Annotated in this window: 15 protein-coding genes and 1 pseudogene; 9 read left to right on the forward strand and 7 right to left on the reverse strand. The window is 72.6% G+C overall.

What is annotated here, in order from left to right; all coding sequences use genetic code 11:
• The first annotated feature begins 217 nt into the window (after window positions 1–217).
• A pseudogene (locus ACZ5D2_RS29910) lies at window positions 218–308 on the forward strand.
• Between the two features lie 128 nt (window positions 309–436).
• On the forward strand, window positions 437–1,423 hold the full coding sequence (locus ACZ5D2_RS29915; protein ID WP_468933612.1) for a hypothetical protein: 987 nt from the start codon (window positions 437–439) through the stop codon (window positions 1,421–1,423).
• A 166-nt stretch (window positions 1,424–1,589) separates the two neighbouring features.
• Here ACZ5D2_RS29915 and ACZ5D2_RS29920 read toward each other — a convergent pair whose 3' ends face one another.
• Window positions 1,590–2,225 carry a TetR/AcrR family transcriptional regulator gene (locus ACZ5D2_RS29920; RefSeq protein ID WP_371680757.1) on the reverse strand — a complete coding sequence of 212 codons (636 nt, stop codon included), beginning with the start codon at window positions 2,223–2,225 and terminating at the stop codon, window positions 1,590–1,592.
• 88 nt (window positions 2,226–2,313) lie between these two features.
• On the opposite strand from ACZ5D2_RS29920, the gene ACZ5D2_RS29925 reads away from it, so the two are divergent.
• Window positions 2,314–3,843, forward strand: coding sequence for an FAD-dependent monooxygenase (locus tag ACZ5D2_RS29925; protein WP_468933615.1), 1,530 nt, complete (start codon window positions 2,314–2,316; stop codon window positions 3,841–3,843).
• A gap of 184 nt (window positions 3,844–4,027) precedes the next feature.
• On the opposite strand, the gene ACZ5D2_RS29930 is transcribed toward ACZ5D2_RS29925, so the two are convergent.
• The gene (locus ACZ5D2_RS29930) at window positions 4,028–5,041 is read right to left on the reverse strand and encodes a polysaccharide deacetylase family protein (protein ID WP_468933618.1); all 1,014 of its coding nucleotides are present in this window, start codon (window positions 5,039–5,041) and stop codon (window positions 4,028–4,030) included.
• 210 nt (window positions 5,042–5,251) lie between these two features.
• On the opposite strand from ACZ5D2_RS29930, the gene ACZ5D2_RS29935 reads away from it, so the two are divergent.
• A complete protein-coding gene (locus tag ACZ5D2_RS29935) occupies window positions 5,252–6,877 on the forward strand; it encodes a putative glycoside hydrolase (RefSeq protein WP_468933621.1) in 1,626 nt (541 codons plus the stop codon).
• 76 nt (window positions 6,878–6,953) lie between these two features.
• Here ACZ5D2_RS29935 and ACZ5D2_RS29940 read toward each other — a convergent pair whose 3' ends face one another.
• Complete coding sequence (locus ACZ5D2_RS29940) at window positions 6,954–7,742, reverse strand: SDR family NAD(P)-dependent oxidoreductase (RefSeq protein WP_468933624.1); 789 nt, start codon at window positions 7,740–7,742, stop codon at window positions 6,954–6,956.
• 93 nt (window positions 7,743–7,835) lie between these two features.
• Here ACZ5D2_RS29940 and ACZ5D2_RS29945 point away from each other — a divergent pair, with 93 nt between their 5' ends.
• Window positions 7,836–8,432: a TetR/AcrR family transcriptional regulator gene (locus tag ACZ5D2_RS29945; RefSeq protein ID WP_468933627.1), complete on the forward strand. Its 597-nt coding sequence runs from the start codon at window positions 7,836–7,838 to the stop codon at window positions 8,430–8,432.
• 236 nt (window positions 8,433–8,668) lie between these two features.
• Here ACZ5D2_RS29945 and ACZ5D2_RS29950 read toward each other — a convergent pair whose 3' ends face one another.
• A complete protein-coding gene (locus tag ACZ5D2_RS29950; protein WP_468933630.1) occupies window positions 8,669–9,505 on the reverse strand; it encodes a hypothetical protein in 837 nt (278 codons plus the stop codon).
• Between the two features lie 303 nt (window positions 9,506–9,808).
• Here ACZ5D2_RS29950 and ACZ5D2_RS29955 point away from each other — a divergent pair, with 303 nt between their 5' ends.
• The gene (locus tag ACZ5D2_RS29955) at window positions 9,809–10,387 is read left to right on the forward strand and encodes a hypothetical protein (RefSeq protein WP_371680766.1); all 579 of its coding nucleotides are present in this window, start codon (window positions 9,809–9,811) and stop codon (window positions 10,385–10,387) included.
• 267 nt (window positions 10,388–10,654) lie between these two features.
• Window positions 10,655–11,755: a Vgb family protein gene (locus ACZ5D2_RS29960; protein WP_468933635.1), complete on the forward strand. Its 1,101-nt coding sequence runs from the start codon at window positions 10,655–10,657 to the stop codon at window positions 11,753–11,755.
• Window positions 11,756–11,825: 70 nt separating this feature from the next.
• Here ACZ5D2_RS29960 and ACZ5D2_RS29965 read toward each other — a convergent pair whose 3' ends face one another.
• On the reverse strand, window positions 11,826–12,059 hold the full coding sequence (locus tag ACZ5D2_RS29965) for a hypothetical protein (RefSeq protein WP_468933638.1): 234 nt from the start codon (window positions 12,057–12,059) through the stop codon (window positions 11,826–11,828).
• 148 nt (window positions 12,060–12,207) lie between these two features.
• Here ACZ5D2_RS29965 and ACZ5D2_RS29970 point away from each other — a divergent pair, with 148 nt between their 5' ends.
• Complete coding sequence (locus tag ACZ5D2_RS29970) at window positions 12,208–13,014, forward strand: ATP-grasp domain-containing protein (RefSeq protein ID WP_371680769.1); 807 nt, start codon at window positions 12,208–12,210, stop codon at window positions 13,012–13,014.
• Between the two features lie 226 nt (window positions 13,015–13,240).
• Entirely contained in the window at window positions 13,241–13,849 is a 609-nt protein-coding gene (locus tag ACZ5D2_RS29975) for a methyltransferase domain-containing protein (RefSeq protein WP_371680771.1), read from the forward strand.
• Here the strand turns inward: ACZ5D2_RS29975 and ACZ5D2_RS29980 are convergent.
• Window positions 13,819–14,373 (reverse strand): hypothetical protein, encoded by a 555-nt coding sequence (locus ACZ5D2_RS29980; protein WP_468933642.1) that lies wholly within the window; start codon window positions 14,371–14,373, stop codon window positions 13,819–13,821. The genes ACZ5D2_RS29975 and ACZ5D2_RS29980 overlap by 31 nt on opposite strands.
• Window positions 14,370–15,755 carry a molybdopterin-dependent oxidoreductase gene (locus ACZ5D2_RS29985; RefSeq protein ID WP_371680773.1) on the reverse strand — a complete coding sequence of 462 codons (1,386 nt, stop codon included), beginning with the start codon at window positions 15,753–15,755 and terminating at the stop codon, window positions 14,370–14,372. Before ACZ5D2_RS29985 ends, ACZ5D2_RS29980 begins: the two co-directional genes overlap by 4 nt.
• Window positions 15,756–16,202 lie beyond the last annotated feature (447 nt).

Here is a 16,202-nt window from a genome sequence, read left to right on the forward strand (position 1 = left end):
CGAGGACGCGCGCCCCGAACCGTGGGCGGAGGTCCTTCTCCAGCGCGACGACGCTGCAACTGCCGGACCACTGCGGGGTATGCGGCGGACCGACGCCCCCGCCGGGCTTTGCGCAGAACCGTGGCGGGCCCGCACCGAGCGGTGTGTCAGCGTGGGGTCAGGGACTCCCGTGCAGTCTGGTTGTCGTGACCGGGCGGGTGCCTGGCCCGGTCACGAGGGAGAGGTGCCCGGAGCGGTTGATCGGGGACCGGCCACTGGTCGTTCGGGTTCCATCGGGATCCACGCAGGTTCGAATCCTGCCCTCTCCGCCGTGTGGGTGCTCCGTCGAGGGGAGCCGTCCGGGGAGCGGTGCGTCCGCTGTCCCCTGCTCCTCGCGCGCCGCCGACTACGATGCGTGGCATCGGCGGGGCAGGGCGGCGGGGCGGAGGGGTGGCGCGTGAGCGGGTACGGCGCGGGCGGGTACGGGGATCCGGCGGGCGGTGCGGTCGGCCCGACGCCGGCGGGACGGCCCGCCCAGGGCGCCCCGCCGGACCGGCAGGGGTACCCGTACCCGTACTCGTACCCGGCCCCGCAGACGGGATCCCCGTACGCGCAGCCGGTTCCGCCACAGGGACACCCTTACAACCCGGGCCCTTACAACCCCTACGCCCCGTACGTGCCGCCGCCCGTCGAGCCCTCCCGGGGCAGGAAGATCCTGCGCGCGGTCCTCAATCCGCTGTACGCCGCTCAGCGGACCTTCCGTCCGTCACGTCGCGGGATCGTGCACGATCCACAGGTGCGCCGTCTCCAACTCTGGCGGACCGCACTGGGGCTGGCCGCCTGGGTGGGCCTGACGCTCACCTACAAGGCCGTCGTCGGCACCGACGAGGTCAAGGCGCTGGCGGACGACCGCTTCGACCAGAGCTGGTCCAGCGTCCTGGTTCTGGTCTGCACCTTCCCCGTCGTCGTGGGCGGCTTCGTGGCCGCCGCCAGGGGCGGGCTGCGGCGCGTGTACCTGCGACGGGCCCTGCGCCCACTCGGCGCGGTGACGGCCATCATGGTGTCCATGGGCACCTCGGCGCTCGCGATGGCCCCGGAACTGGCGGGTCTGCGCGATGCCGTCGGGCTGCCCGGAAAGATCGTCATCGCGGTGCTGTGCCTGTGGTCGATCGGGTTCGCGCTGTACGGCATCGGCCTTTCGCTCGTCCACGTCTTCCGTACCGCCGACATCCACGAGGTGGTGCCGCCCGTCCTCGCGGGTGTCCTGGTGTGGGAGATGGCGCTGCTGGATGTGGTCACGGGTGCCTATCCGCAGGTCCCGGCGGGGGTCCGGGCGGTCTTCGTCCTCGGCGCGCCCGTCACCGTCACGGCCCTGTCCTGGTGGGAGTTGCGCCGCCTGCGCCGTCATCACGGACTGACGGTCCGGGGAGCGCTCGGGCGCTGACAGCCAGACAGCGGGGGCGCCCCGGAGATGCCACCACCGCGTGTAGCGGTGCGGTGGCCCCGCACGTCCCGTAGGCCCGGACGCGATCCGCTCCGTACGACGCCACGCCCGGCCGTGCGCGGCGGTGCGCGGCGGTTGTGGGCCGGCGCCGACGCCTGCCGGGGCGTCAGCCGGGAAGGGCGTCGGCCAGGCCCGCGCCGAGGAGCAGGAAGGCCCGGTCGGCGGCGGCGACGGCCTCGGGGTACACCTCGTCGGCCGGTCGGCCCGCCTGCACCTGGTCGCTGTTGCGGTCGGCGAGGGCGCGCAGGACGGTGATGACCTGCACCGAGGCGAGCCGCGCGGTGAGCTCGTCCGCGCCGGCCTCCTCCAGTGCCTCGGCGAGGGCGGCGATGCTGCGCCCGGCGTACCGGAGCAGCCGCTCGCTGAGGCTCGCCGTCGTGCTGAGCAGCCGGGCGAAGGCCAGGGCGTCCGGGTCGGAGGTGAGCCCGGTGACGGGGTCCCGCCGGGCCAGGGCGTCGAGCTCGTGGGCGTGCAGGGCGGCCAGTGGGCTGGTGCCGGCCGGGCGGGCGCGGACCACGCGGGCCGATTCGTCCTCGTGGTCGGCGAACTGCTGCAGGACGAGGTCTTCCTTGGTCGGGAAGTAGGTGAACAGCGTGCGCTTGGAGACCTCGGCGGCCTCGGCGATCTCCACGATCGACACGTCGTCGAAACCGCGGCTCAGGAACAGCCGCAGCGCCGCTTCGAAGATCGTCTGCCGGGTGCGCTGCTTCTTGCGTTCCCGCAGCCCAAGTTGCTCAGTCATGCGCCCACGATAGCAATGGGGGTACCGAGGAGAAACTTGCACCTGGTATAGTTCTCTACCAAGTGAAGGAATCGTCCTTGGAGGCTCCATGAACGTGCAGGTCACCGGTGTCATCGTCGTCGGGGCCGGCGGCGCCGGACTCACGCTCGCCACCGAACTCGCCCTCGTCGGCGTACCGGCCGTCGTGCTGGACCGGCTGCCCGGCCGCAACCTCCAGTCCCGCGCCGGGGCGATCCAGCCCCGGACCGCCGAGATGCTCGCGCTGCGCGGCCTGCTGGACGACGCGCTCGGACGCTCGATCGACTACCGGCTGGTCGGCGGCCACTTCGCGGGACTGCCCGTCCCCCTGGACTACGCGGCGTGGGACACCCGCTATCCGCACCCGGTCCTGCTCCCGCAGGACCAGCTGGAGGCGGTGCTGGAGGACCGGCTCACCGAGCTCGGCGGTCAGGTGCTCAGGGAGCACCGGCTGACCGGCCTGGAGCAGGACGCCGACGGCGTCACGATCGCCGTGACCGGGCCGGGCGGGGACCTGTCCCTGCGGGGCCGCTACCTCGTCGCGTGCGACGGCGCCCACAGCAGCGTGCGCAAGATCATCGGAGCTGATTTCCCCGGCGAGGCCGCCACCGTCCGCATGGCCACCGCCGATCTGCTGCTCACCGGGGACGTGGACGACAGCTCCGCCGGACACATCAGCTCGCGGATCCACACCACGCCCCAGGGCCATTTCGCCATGATCACGCCCCTGGCGAACGGACTTCACAAGATCATCTTTAGTGGCCCCCGGACCATGCTGGCCGAGCGCGACGCCCCGGTGACGGCCGAGGAGGTCCGCGAGGTGCTGCGCGCCACCCACGGTGGGGCGCTCGACGTCGCCGAGATCCGCTACGCCTCCCGGTTCAGCAACGCCAGCAGGCAGCTGGAGCACTACCGCCACGGTCGCGTGTTCTTCGCCGGTGACTCCGCGCACATCCACTCCCCGGCCGGAGGCCAGGGGCTCAACCTCGGCGTGCAGGACGCGTTCAACATCGGCTGGAAGCTCGCCGCCGTCCTGCGCGGCGATGCGGGCGAGGAGCTGCTGGACACCTACCAGAGCGAGCGGCACCCCGTCGCCGCGCGGGTGCTCGCCCTCACCCGGGCGCAGGGGGTGGTCATGGGGCCGCAGCGCGACGGCGGTCTGGGCGAGCTGCGCGACGTGCTCACCGACCTCCTGCGCCTGCCCGACGCCAACCGGTACATGGCCGGTGTGATGGCCGGGCTCGACCTCTGCCTCCCGTCTCCCGACGCCTCGGCCCATCCGCTGCTCGGCCTGCGGATGCCCGACCTCGACCTCGTCGTCGACGGCGAGCGGGTCCGGTTCAGCCACCTGACGCGCTCCGGACGCGGCATCCTGCTCAACCTCACCGACGCCCCGCTCGCCGTCGCGGCTCCCTGGAGCGACCGGGTCACCCACGTGCGTGCCCGGGCGGAATCCGGCGAGACCGACGCCGAGGCCATACTCGTCCGCCCCGACGGCTACGTCTGCTGGGCCGGAGGCGCCGGTCTCACCGAGACGCTCACCCGCTGGTTCGGCCCCGGCGACCTCGTGGCCGCTGGGATCGTGGGGGAGTCCGGCTGAGGGCCTTCGAGCGGGTCGGCGCGGTGGCGGTGAAGCGGTACCGCCCCGACGGACCCGTCACCCACGAAGGCCCGGGCCCGCTCGCCGGTCACGACCGGGACGGGTGAACGCCCTGTGCATGCGCGGTGTCCGGGGAAGTCCCCGCACACCGGTGCCCGCCCCGGCGGTACTCCGCGCGAGCCGCTCAGTAGGGCCGGGCCCGCTTCGCGAAGGCCGGCGACAGCTCGTTCTGCGCGGCGCGCGGGAAGGCGACGGTGTCGGGGTTCCCGTCCGAGACGTACCGGCTCTTTCCGGCGGCGAGCTTGTCCAGCCAGCGCGAAGAACCGAACTCGGCATCCTCGTCCTTCGGCCCCGCCGAGCGGATCCGGGGGATCGCACCGGGGGTGAAGGCCTTCGCGAAAGGCGAGACCGACGGGTTGGCCCCCACGAGGTACACCCCGTCGTAGCGGTAGCCCGTTCCCCGCGCGGCCACCCCGGCCGGCTCGGGCATGGCGCCGAAGGGCAGCGCGAGCGAGGTGACCCGCGTCCCGGGTGCGGCCTTCTCGATCGCCTGCTGGCCGGCCGAGATCGCCCTCGACGCGCCCGCCTGGTCCAGTGAGCGCAGGTTCTCATGACGGTCGGTGTGGTTGGCGACCTCGTACCCGTGCCCCTTCAGCCAGGTCAGGGCCTTGGCGGAGCCCGTGGCCGAGAAGGCGTCCGCGTTGACGAAGAAGGTCGCCACCGGCTTGAACGCGGGGTACTTCTTCGCGGTCTCCGCCAGGATGGCGACGGCGGTGTCCGGGGCCGGGGCGCCGTCCGCGCCGAGCCGCACCTGACTGTTCGTCGAGTCGTCGAAGGTGAGGACCACCGGGTGGGCGCCGGCCGGGATGTCGATGCGGCCCGTCTGGAAGTCACCTGCCGTCACCGGCACGTAGTCCTCCCGCGCGAGGCGCTCCAGCTCGGCCCGGAAATCGGCCGGTGTGCGGTCGTAGACGCTGTTCGGCTTCGCGGTGAGCTGGTGGTACATCAGCACCGGCACCTGGCCGAGTTCGTTGGCGCCGATCTCCGCCGGGTCCTTCGCGGCGGCGGGGCCGACCGCCGCCTGCGAGGCGGTCGTACGGGCTTGCCCGGTGGCCGTGGACGGCCCCGTGGAACAGCCGGTGGCGAGCAGGGCGGCGGCGCCCGCCAGGGCGCCGAGTGGGACGAGCGGGTGGCGCATCAGGAGCCCTTCCGAAAGGTGGGTGACGCGCCATACCTACCGGCGAAGAGAGCCCCGGTACCGCACTGTCCCCTGCATGGCGTAGCCGCCACGCCGAAGGCGAGCCGGGCCGTTCGTGTGAAATATCGGCGGAACCAGTCGACCGGCACACGCAGCGGCAATGAATGGAGGCAACATCCGGCCCGCACCCCCGGCACGAAGGACGTCACGATGCCCCGCACCCGCATACCGCGCTCCGGCCCCTCCCGCAGTCTCCGCCGCCCGGCACGCCGCGGCGCCCTCATAGCGACGACCGGGGCGCTCGCCCTGGCCGGGGCGGGCGTCGGAGCCTGGACGTTCCTCGCGCCGGGTCCGGGCATCCAGGGCGTGAGCGACGGCGTCGTTCTCGACGCACGCGCGGCCGCACAGGTCAGCGCCTATCTCGCCGCAGGCGCGTCCGGCGGCGGAAACGGGCCGCACGCCACCCTGGACGGCGCGGCGGTCCCCCTCACCGCCGAAGGCGCCCGCCTGAGGATCGGCCTCCCGCACCTCAAGGAAGGCCGGCACACCCTGGTGGTGGCGGGCGGCAGCAGCCTTCCCTTCGCCTCGTACCGCAAGGTCGTGGGCTTCAGCGTGGACACCACCCCGCCGGAGCTGAAGGTGGCCGACCCCGTGATCAAGAACGCCGCCGCCCCCGTGACCATCACGGGCAACGCCTCCGGTGACGCCGACGTGAGCGTCAACGGCAAGACGGTCCCCGTCGACAAGGCCGGTGCCTTCAAGGCCACGGTGCCGAAGGGCACGCCGCTGGTCACGGTCAAGGCGGTGGACCGCGCCGGAAACACCACCACCAAGGACGTGTCCGCCCGCGGGCGCCGTCCCATGATCCGTGCCGCGCACATCACCGCCATCGGCTGGGGCGACGACACGCTCCGCGGCGGCATCCTCGCCCTGGTCCGCAGCGGCAAGCTCAACGCCGTCGAGCTGGACGTCAAGGACGAGGACGGCGAGGTCGGGTACGCGTCCCAGGTGCCGCTGGCCCGCCGGATCGGCGCGGCCAAGGGCTACTACGACGCCCGCAAGGCGATCGCCGAGATCCACGCCGCCGGCGCCCAGGTCATCGGCCGCATCGTGGCCTTCCGCGACCCCAAGCTCGCCGCGGCCGCCTGGAAGGCCGGCGAGCAGGACCAGCTCGTGCTGACCCCGTCGGGGCAGCCGTACGACGGCGGCCACTACGGCGCCCTGTCCTTCACGAACTTCGCGAACCCCACGGTCCGCAAGTACAACCAGGACCTCGCCGTCGAAGCGGCCCGGCTCGGCTTCGACGACGTCCTCTACGACTACGTGCGCCGGCCGGACGGCCCGCTGTCGCACATGCGCTTCCCGGGCATCGGCACCGCCACGCCCGAGCAGTCCATCACCTCGTTCGTCGCCGACACCCGGACCGCGCTGCGTCCCCACGCCAAGTACCTCGGCGTCTCGGTCTTCGGCATCGCCGCGACCCGGCCCACAGAGATCGCACAGGACATCGGCGCCCTGGTCAAGGTGACCGACTACGTCGCGCCGATGGTCTACCCGTCCCACTGGGCGCCGGGGGAGTACGGCGTCGCACAGCCCGACACTTCCCCGTACGCGATCGTGCAGCGTTCGCTCGCCGACTTCGCCCGCCAGGCGAAGGGCACGCAGACCGAGATCGTCCCGTGGCTGCAGGACTTCTCGATGGGCAGCGCCTACGGGCCGGCCGAGGTGGCCGCCCAGATCAAGGCCGCCGAAGCCAACAAGATGAGCTCCTTCATCCTCTGGAACGCCGGCGCCCGCTACCAGGGCGCGGCGCTCCAGCAGATCGCCAAGCGCTGACAGGGCCCGGCCGAAGGCCGGGCAGGAGGCGGGGCAGGAGGCGGGTCCCCGGCTCCGGGGGCCCGCCGAAGCGCGTTCAGGCCTTGAGGATCCGTCCCGACACCGCCAGGGTGAGGCGCCGCGGCGTGAGGGCGGAGGCGAGGGCGGACACGCGGTTGGCGAGGCCGGCGACGATGCTGGGCGGGGTCTTGCCGCGCTCCAGCGCCCGGCGCGTGGCGGTCACGACCTGCTCCGGGGTGGCCATCCGGCCGACGGCCGCGTCGCGGCTGCCGACGACGTCGAAGAACTCCGTGCTGACCGGACCCGGCGATACGGCGAGCACCCGCAGCGGAGAGGAACGGGTCTCGTAGCCGACGGCCTCGGTGAAGCTCAGGACGAAGGCCTTGGTGGCGCCGTAGACCGCCATCGCAGGGGTCGGCTGGTACGCCGCCGCGCTCGCGACGGTGACCAGCGCGCCCCGGCCGTCGGCCGCGAGATCGGGCAGGAAGGCCCGGGTGAGCTCGGCGACGGCCACGACGTTCAGCTGGATCATCTCGTTGATCTGCGAGACGTCCTGCCGGACGAAGGGGCCGTGGCTGCCGAACCCTGCGTTGTTGACGAGGGTGTGGACCGTGATCCCGCGGGCGTCGAGCTCCGCGCGCAGTGCGGCCGCGGCACCGGGCAGGGCGAGGTCGGCGGCGACCACGTGGGCTGTGACGCCGTAGCGCTTCTCCAGATCCGCCGCGAGCCCTTCGAGCCGGTCGAGGCGGCGGGCCACGAGTACGAGGTGCGCTCCGCGCTCGGCCCACTGGCGGGCGAACTCGACACCGAGACCGGCGCTTGCCCCGGTGATCAGGGCCACGGTTCCCTGGTATGTCATAGGCATCGTCGGCTGCTCCGTTTCCACGTGTTGACGGTCTCGAATGTAGGCGGCGCCACCATTGTAGTCAATGACAACATCAGGAGAGGGGAGCCCGCCTTGACCGAGGGGCCCTACCACCACGGCAACCTCAGGGCCGCTCTGCTGGAGCGCGCGGAGACCGTCCTCACCGAGTCGGGTGTGGACGGCCTGTCCCTGCGCGCCCTGGCACGCGATCTCGGCGTGAGCCACGCCGCGCCGTCCCGCCACTTCCGCGACCGGCAGGCACTGCTGGACGCCCTCGCCGTCTGCGGCTTCACCCGGCTGAACGAGCGCCTGCGGACCGCCGCGGAGGCGCCCGGGCCGGTGCCGGCGCGCATGGCCGGCCTGGGACGGGCGTACGTGGAATTCGCCGTCACCCACGCACCCCTGCTGGACCTCATGTTCAGTGCCAAGCACGCCGACGACTCCAGCGCCGAACTCCGGGAGCTCGGGCACCGCAGCCTCGACACGACCGCCGACCTCATCGCGGAGGCACAGGCGGAGGGCACCGTCCGCGCGGGCGACCCGGCCCGGCTCGCCCAGGTCGCCTTCTCCACGGTGCACGGGCTGGCCACACTGGCCCTGGGCTCCCTGCTCGACGACACCCCGCTGGGGGAGGCCACCGACCTGGCCCTGGACGTACTGCTGACCGGCCTGCGCCACCCCGACCGCTAGGGGGTGTCTGACGGATCTCCGCGGCGTCGCGACGCCCGGCACGCACTCTCGCCGCACCGACCGAAAGCCCAAGTACGTCCGGTACGCGGGCTTCCGGTCGGCACGCCGAGAGCACGCACCGGACGCCGCTCCTTCCCCACGGACATCCGTCAGACACCCCCTAGCCTCGGCCCCCGCTCCTCCGCGCCCCGGGCAGCGCGGGGTGCGGAGGAGCGGGTTCACCCGACGGGCCCGCGTCAGCCCGGGTAGGTGATCGAGCCCAGCGGCGGGCAGGGGACGAGCACGGTGGCGGCGTCGGGGCGTTCGACGAAGGCGCGGGCTGCGGCGGCCCGCTCGCGCCGGGATTCCAGCTCCTCGGCGTGCCAGGCGTCGCGCCTGGCCAGGGAGTCGTCCCACGAGCCGTCGATGAGACTCAGGCTGGTGTTGCCGGAGCTGCGCTGGAACTCCGCCTTCACGGCGGCCTGTCGGAGGGCGGTCTGGGTCGCGGCGAGATCGATGCGGGTGATCAGGACGCCGGCGGTGTTCGGTTCCCGGGTCGGCATGGGGGCCTGCGGGAGCAGCGACACCCCGGTGTCGAGGCGGCCGATGTTCTCGACGCTCGCGTTCTGGGCGTCCTGCGTCATGATCTGCATTTCCTGGTGCAGCCAGAAGAACTCGTCGAGGTCGGCCTGGGTGATGCGCATCCGCTGGTACAGCGCCCGGAACCGGGAGTCGTGGTGCAGCGGGCGTATGGGGGCGATGTGGAGCGCGACGCAGTCGTTGAAGCCGGCTGTCACCGCGGCGTCGAGGTGGAAGAGGAGCTGGTCCGTCTGCCCGTGCGCGATGGCCAGGCCGCCGAGGGTCGCGTGGCCCGCGGCGACGAGCCACGTACCCTCCGGGCCGAGCGCCGCGGCGCGCGCCATGACGTCGTGGAGACCCGTGACGGCGTCGACGCGCTGTGGGGCGCCCAGGAACGCACGCGCGAGCGAAGAGGGGGCGTCGTGCACCGGTACCGACGCGGCGGGGCCATCGGTCAGGAGCGCCACCTGCAGTTCGTGCAGGCGTGTGGCCAGTGAGTTGACGGTGTCGATCATGGATCTCCTCGGAACTCGATGGTGAAGAACGAAAGGGGTGTTGGGCCTGTGGTGATCCCCGTGGAGATGACGGGCGGACGCGATGAGAGGTTCCTGTGCGTCCGCCGCGGCGTCACCCCCGTCGCACCGGGGCGGTCGTCGCGGCAAGTCCCTTCTCCGGCCGGCCGATCGGGGCCCGGGGATCTCGGGCCGGAGGGGTTCGCACCCCGCTCTGGATCCGGAAGACCTCATCGGTGAAGAAAAAGAACCGTTCCGGCTGTCCGGACGGAACGGGATGTCAGTGCGGCTCTGTACCTTGCGGCCATGGGCATCTACCTGGTCAGCGTCGGCGCGAAGGAGTGGTTCGGTGAGGAAGAGGGAGATTGGGGGGCCACCGCCGCGGCCCTGAACCGCGAGCTGAAGCAGCGCGGGCTGCCCCCCTACCTGTCCGTGCCCGAGGAGGCCGTGTTCGTCCGCGGCTCCGGGCAGTCCTTCGAGGAGAAACTCGTCCCCTCCATGGACGGGTTCGGTGCCCTGTGCGAGGCACACCTCTCGACCGAGGAGGCGGACTCCCTCTGTCGCTGGACGGTGCTGGTGCCGGTGCCCCTCGACAAGGACGTCTGGCTGCCCGCTGACGCCGGGTACGACGTGATCGCCGGCGCACCCCGGATACTGGCCCTCGCCGAGCGGCTGGCGGGGGCCATCGGCCTGCCTGCCGACATCCCGGCGGCGTGCGACAACCTCCAGCTGACCGGTTGGTTCCTGGACGGAGCGGCCGAGGGACGGGCGGCCACCCGGCCGGGACCATGGAGCGAGGACCTGGGAACGGCCTTCTACGTCGCCCTGTTCCTGCGCGCCGCCCAGCACTCGATCCGGCGCGGCTGCCCCATCGTCTACTCCTGAGGGGAGTTGCAGGCGGCAACACCTGGCCGGTGGAAGGGAGAGGGATGCTCAAACCGACCACGGACCTGCTCGTGATCCACACGACCCGGCTGGAGGCGTGCCGGGACTTCTACGCCGGGCTCGGGCCGCCGTCCCGGTACGGCAGCCGGGCGGTTCGCGGCCGACCCGCGCGTGCGACGGGGCGGGCACGGGGGAGAAGCTGATATTCCATCAGATGTCACCCGCCCGCCGCCCACCGAGAGGGCTCGGTCCATGCCGTACCCGCTGATGCTCCGACGACGCTTGCACAGGCTGCTCACCGCCTCCCTCGGCGCGCTGCTCGCCGTCGCCGCCACCACCGCCCCGGCACGGGCAGACGTGGGGAACGTGACGGAGTACCCGATCACGACCCCCGACAGCTTCCCCGCCGGCATCACGACGGGCCCCGACCGGGCCCTGTGGTTCACCGAGTCCGGGGTCAACCGGATCGGGCGCATCACGACCGGCGGCGCCGTCACCGAATTCCCGCTGCCGAACGCCGACAGCGTCCCCCAGAACATCACCCAGGGCCCCGACCGCGCCCTGTGGTTCACCGAATACACCGGCAACAGGATCGGCCGGATCACCACGCAGGGCCAGGTCACCGAATTCCCACTGCCCGGCCCGGGCCGCTTTCCCCTCGGGATCGCGCTCGGCGCCGACCGTGCGCTGTGGTTCACCGAGTCGGGAACGAACGCGATCGGACGGATCACGGCCGACGGCACGGTGACCGAGTACGCCCTCCCCACGCCCGACAGCTTCCCGTACTACATCGCCCCCGCCCCCGACGGCTCCGTGTGGTTCACCGAGCTGCTCTCCGGCAAGATCGGCCGGATCAGCCGGTCCGGGCACGTCACCGAGTTCCCGCTGTCCAGCGACTTCTCGTTCCCCAGCGGCATCGCGGCCGGACCCGGCGGGATGTGGTTCACCGCGAGCGGGCTGAACTCGGTGGGACGCATCACCCCGCGCGGTGACATCAAGCTCTTCCCGATGCCCGTCCCCGACTACCAGGTCTACGACATCACCCGCGGTCCGGACGGACACATGTGGTACGCCGTACAGTCCGGCCGCATCGGCCGGATCAGCGGAAGCGGCGCGATCACCGAGTTCGAAGTCCCGGGAGGCGCGGACAAGGTGCCCTTCAACATCACGACCGGGCCCGACCGGAACATCTGGTTCACCGAGCTGCTGGCCGACGCCGTCGGACGTGTCCAGGCCCTTCCGGGCCGCGGGGCACCGGCGGCCCACCCGGCGCCGGCGGGCCGCCCCCACCATCCGCTCCACCCGGCACCCACGGAGCACCGCCCACACCACCTCGTGTCCGGCCGGACCGGCTGGCCCCCGCGGTGATCCCCGCAGGCCCGGCGTCCCGGCGGATCCGGGCGGGGCGCGGGCCTGACCGGTACTGCGGCGGCGGTGATCAGCTCACGCCCATCCCTCGCTCCGGCCACAGGCCCCGCTCAGCGTGCAGCGCGTGGAGCTTCCGCGAGGCCTTCAGGAACGTGTGGTCGACCAGCGCGTCCTGGACCGTCGAGGTGCGGGAGGCCTTGTCCATGGTCAATCGCCGCTCGAAGTTGCCGGGGTCGTCTCCGAATTCGTACTCCACGCCCTCTTCGGTCTCGGAGATCTTCCGGAAGTACACGATCGCAGCCATCCACCACTCCTCTTCGACACGGCCCGGTGCGCCCCTGAAGGGCCCCCCGGATTCTCGCGTACCTCGCACCGGCCCAGGCGGGCCGGGCAGCGCGCAGGATCCGGGCGCTCGGCCGGCCCGTGACCGGGGGTTCGTTAGGCTCACGGGAATGGAAGCCCGCACCCCGCCCGTCCTCCTCCTGTCCTCGCCCCGCACCTCGACCGCCGAACTCATCGCCCGGGCAGCGGCCTGGCGCGGCTACGACGTGACCGAGCGGGCGGCGCGCGCCCGAGGACGCCGGGTGCACTGGTACGGAGGCCCCCGTGCGGCCGCACGCCTCGCCGGCCCGCTGGGCCTCGGGCTGCTCGAACCGGCCGACGACTGGCTGACGCACGTACCGCACCCCCTCCTGCGGCGCGGCCTACGGCTCACCACCCTCGCCGAGGCCCGGACGCTGCGGGAACGGGCCTTCGTGAAGCCGCCCTCGGCCAAGATCGACCTGCTGCCCGCCGCCGTCCACGGGGACGGGACCAGCCTGCCCGGCGGGCTCGACGGCTCCACGCCGGTCCTGGTGAGCGGCGTGGTCGAGTTCGCCGCCGAGTACCGGCTGTTCGTCCTCGACGGCGAAGCCGTCACCGGTAGCCGCTACGCCGTCCACGGACGCCTCGACCCGGCTCCGCTGGACGCCGAAAGCCGCGCCTTCGGCCGTACGGTCCTCGACGCGACGGCCGCCGGTCTGCCCAGCGCGGTGTGCCTGGACATCGGCCGGCTCACGGACGGAGGCTGGGCGGTGGTCGAGGCCAACATGGCATGGTTCGCCCACTGTTACGCCGCCGAACCGGACCGCGTCCTCGACACGGTGCTCCGCGCCGCCGGCCCGATCACCGCGGTATCCGACCGGGACCGGCCGCACCTGAGCCCGTCGGCGGCTCCTCCGGCGCCGGCCATCGCGGCAGGGTGTCAAGGGCCGGCCTGAGTCGTGTCGGAAACGGACACGAGACCCACAGCCGCCCGGGATCCTGCCGCACCGCACGTCGACGTGCTGTCATGTGGCAAGGGCTCGGCTCCCGTGACCCACGCGATCCGGCGAGCAACAGCAGCCGTCGGCGCAGGCACGGGAGGGGGAGTCGGGAGTGATCGGCGCGGTTGCGGGGAAGACGGGCCGGCCGGAGCCGTGGAACGGGCGGCCCTACGCGCGAGCGATGGACTCGCGGCAGGGAGACCTCTCGCTCAGGGACGGGGAAGGCTGGCTCCTCCCCCTGGAAGTGATGCGGTGGACCGGACCGCCGGACGTGGGGGACGAGACGGTACTGGCACGGTGTGAGGGCGGGGTGCTGGACATCGGGTGCGGGGCGGGCCGCCTCGTGGAAGCCCTGGCCCGGCGGGGGAGCGAGGTACTGGGCATCGATGTGTGCACCTCGGCCGTGATTTCCACGGTGTGCAGGGGTGGCCCCGCGCGCAGCGGCTCGGTGTTCGACCCGCTGCCGGCGGAAGGCAGCTGGGGCACGGCGCTGCTCATCGACGGGAACATCGGCATCGGCGGTGACCCGGGCCTGCTCCTGCGGCGGATCGGTGATCTCGTGTGCGACCGGGGGCTGCTGATCGTGGAGGTGTCCGCGACGGAGGTGAACGAACGCCGGCGGGTGCGTCTGTACGCCGGGCAACGGGCGGTGAGCCCGGTGTTCTCGTGGGCTGCCGTGGGTGCGTCCGCGCTGGAACGGCTCGCCCGGGAGTCCGGCTGGTCGGTCACCGAGCGGTGGACCGGCCCCCGGGGCGGGCGTCACTTCGTGGCTTTGCGCGCGCGGGCCTGAGCACGGATCCGTCTGCGCCGGGGCCGCAGCCGCACCCACGTCCCGATCAGGAAGGCGGCGGCGGAGCCGATGAACAGGCCGACGGTGATGAGGAGCCATCGGGTGAGGAACCCGTCGGAGGGCAGGGCGGTGTAGGCGGTGTAGTGCCCACCCTGCTGCAGGATCAGCGGCCACCACACCAGGAGCAGCAGACCGGAGATGAAACCCGGGACGCGCAGGTGGTTGATGCTCGGCCTCGGCGTGCTCCCACCGGAAGGGTGCGGCCCGGGAAGCAGCCGCTGGGCCGCCCGGTCGGTGAGCGAATACAAGGGGAGCAGGAGCAGGTCGTGCACGAGCGCGGCCCCCACGAACCAGATCGCCACGCCCAGGGTGTCACCGTTCAGGAGCCTGATCCCGGCGTACACGGCGAGCGCGAAGGAGGCCAGGACGAGGAGCAGGTGGAGCGGGGAGGCACCGTAGCGGTGGCGGAAGGCCGAAGCCGCGCCGCGGGCGGAACGGGCGGAACCGGCGGTCCGGGGGGTCATACGGGCTCTCCGAAGGTGAGGCGGGTGACCCACTTGGTGTTGTGGACGCCCGGAGCGGCCGGGATGATCACGCGTGCCGGGTAGCCGTGGTCCGGGGACAGATCGGCGCCGTTGACCCGCATCGCGAGGAGCGAGCGGTGGTCACGGGCCTGGTTCGGCGCGAGGACCACGGAGGAGAACGAACCTCCGCGCTGCACCGACTCGACCAGGACCTGGGGGGTGCCGGTGCCGAGCCCGACGAGGGCGGCGAGGTCGCTGAGTCGTACGCCCGACCACTGCTGGTCGGGCGTGGACCATCCCTCCACGCAGGCGATCGGAAGGGCCGCCTCGCTCTGGGGCAGGGCGAGGAGCATCTCGCGTGTCAGTACCATCTGCCGGCCGCCGCCGCGCACGGTCAGCCGCCAGGCGGGGCCGATGTCGCCGGGCCGGATCCCGCTGGACGCGGCCGTCTTGTTGATCTGGAAGCCGTTCGGGCCCGTACCGGGGTCGCGGCCGTGCGGGGCCAGCAGGGCGGTCTGTCGCCACCAGCCGCCGATGCTCTGCCCGGCGGTCACGAAGAGGAGTGCGAAGGAGCCGGATCCGACCATGGCGAGCGCCCCGCGGCGGGAGATCGTCGGACGGGCCGGACGTGGCGAGACCAGCCCGGCGGCCTCTTGGGAGCCGGATGCGGGCTGGTGGTTCCCGCCGGCCCGGACCGCACGCACGGCGCGGGGAAGACGGAACGCGACGTGGACGACGAACGCGCCGATGAAGATCCAGGAGCTGTAGAAGTGCAGGGTGTAGAAGGAGCCCGGGAAGATGTAGTCGAGCTGGATGTTGAGGATGCCGGTCACGAAGGTGAAGCCGGCGCCGCCCACCAGCAGCAGGAGCGAGAGGCGCTCCAGGGCGTGCGCGGCGGATCTTACGGGTGGCCACTCGAACAGCTTCGGGATCACCGACCACAGCTTGGCCAGCAGGACCGGTACGAGGGCCACGCCCAGCACGGTGTGCACGCCCTGGGTGAGCCGGTAGAGCCAGTGGGGAGAGGTCGGCCAGGTGAAGAGGTAGAACCCGAGCCACCCCTTGTCCGGCGTCTGGTCGTTGCGCGCGGCGAGGTCGGGGTCGTAGGCCGCGTACGACAGCAGGCCCGTGATGAACAGGAGGGTGATCCCGGCCAGGAGGGCCAGTCCGAACACCCCGGTCAGCCAGGGGCCGCGCAGGGGGCTCCGCCAGAACTCCGGCCGGGCGGGGCCGGGCGGTGGGCCCGCTGCCCGGGCCCGTTCCGCCCTGGCCCGCAGCCGCTCGGTGGCCGAGGGCCGAGGTGGCGGTGCGGGCCTCGGGTCAGCGGAGCCGCGCACTGGCTCCCCGTCGGGCCCGTGCTGCCTGGCGCCGTGCGCGTCCATGTCGGGCACCTCCATAGATGTCGGGGTTATCGGGCGTTTGTGCCCGGGAAAACATCCCGCACCCCCCTGTCGAACCCCTCACCTGACACGCGGCGCAGTCCTTACGGCTGCAGGGGCGCGGTCTCGCGCCCGCGGGCGGCGCTCGCCCTGTTCCGTGTACGTGAACGACCTGGACCGACGGCCGATGAAGGGGTACGACTGGTGACTTTCTGTGAGGATCGGGGGCCTCGGCGGTGAGCCGTCCCATAGGACCCAGGTCACATACGAAGCGGGGTAGTAGGCGGTGAAGGCCCGGCGTGTCCGCTCCTCGGCCGCTTTCGTGCCGGGTTCGCGGGGCCCCTCCTGCGAGGGGGTGTAGTAGGCGGGGTCTTTGCCAGGCGGTCGGGGCGTCGGTAGAACTGGATGGGTCGCCGGGCGGCACGGGTGCTTCACCCGCCGCCCAGGATC

Source organism: Streptomyces sp. NPDC031479, assembly GCF_055581065.1.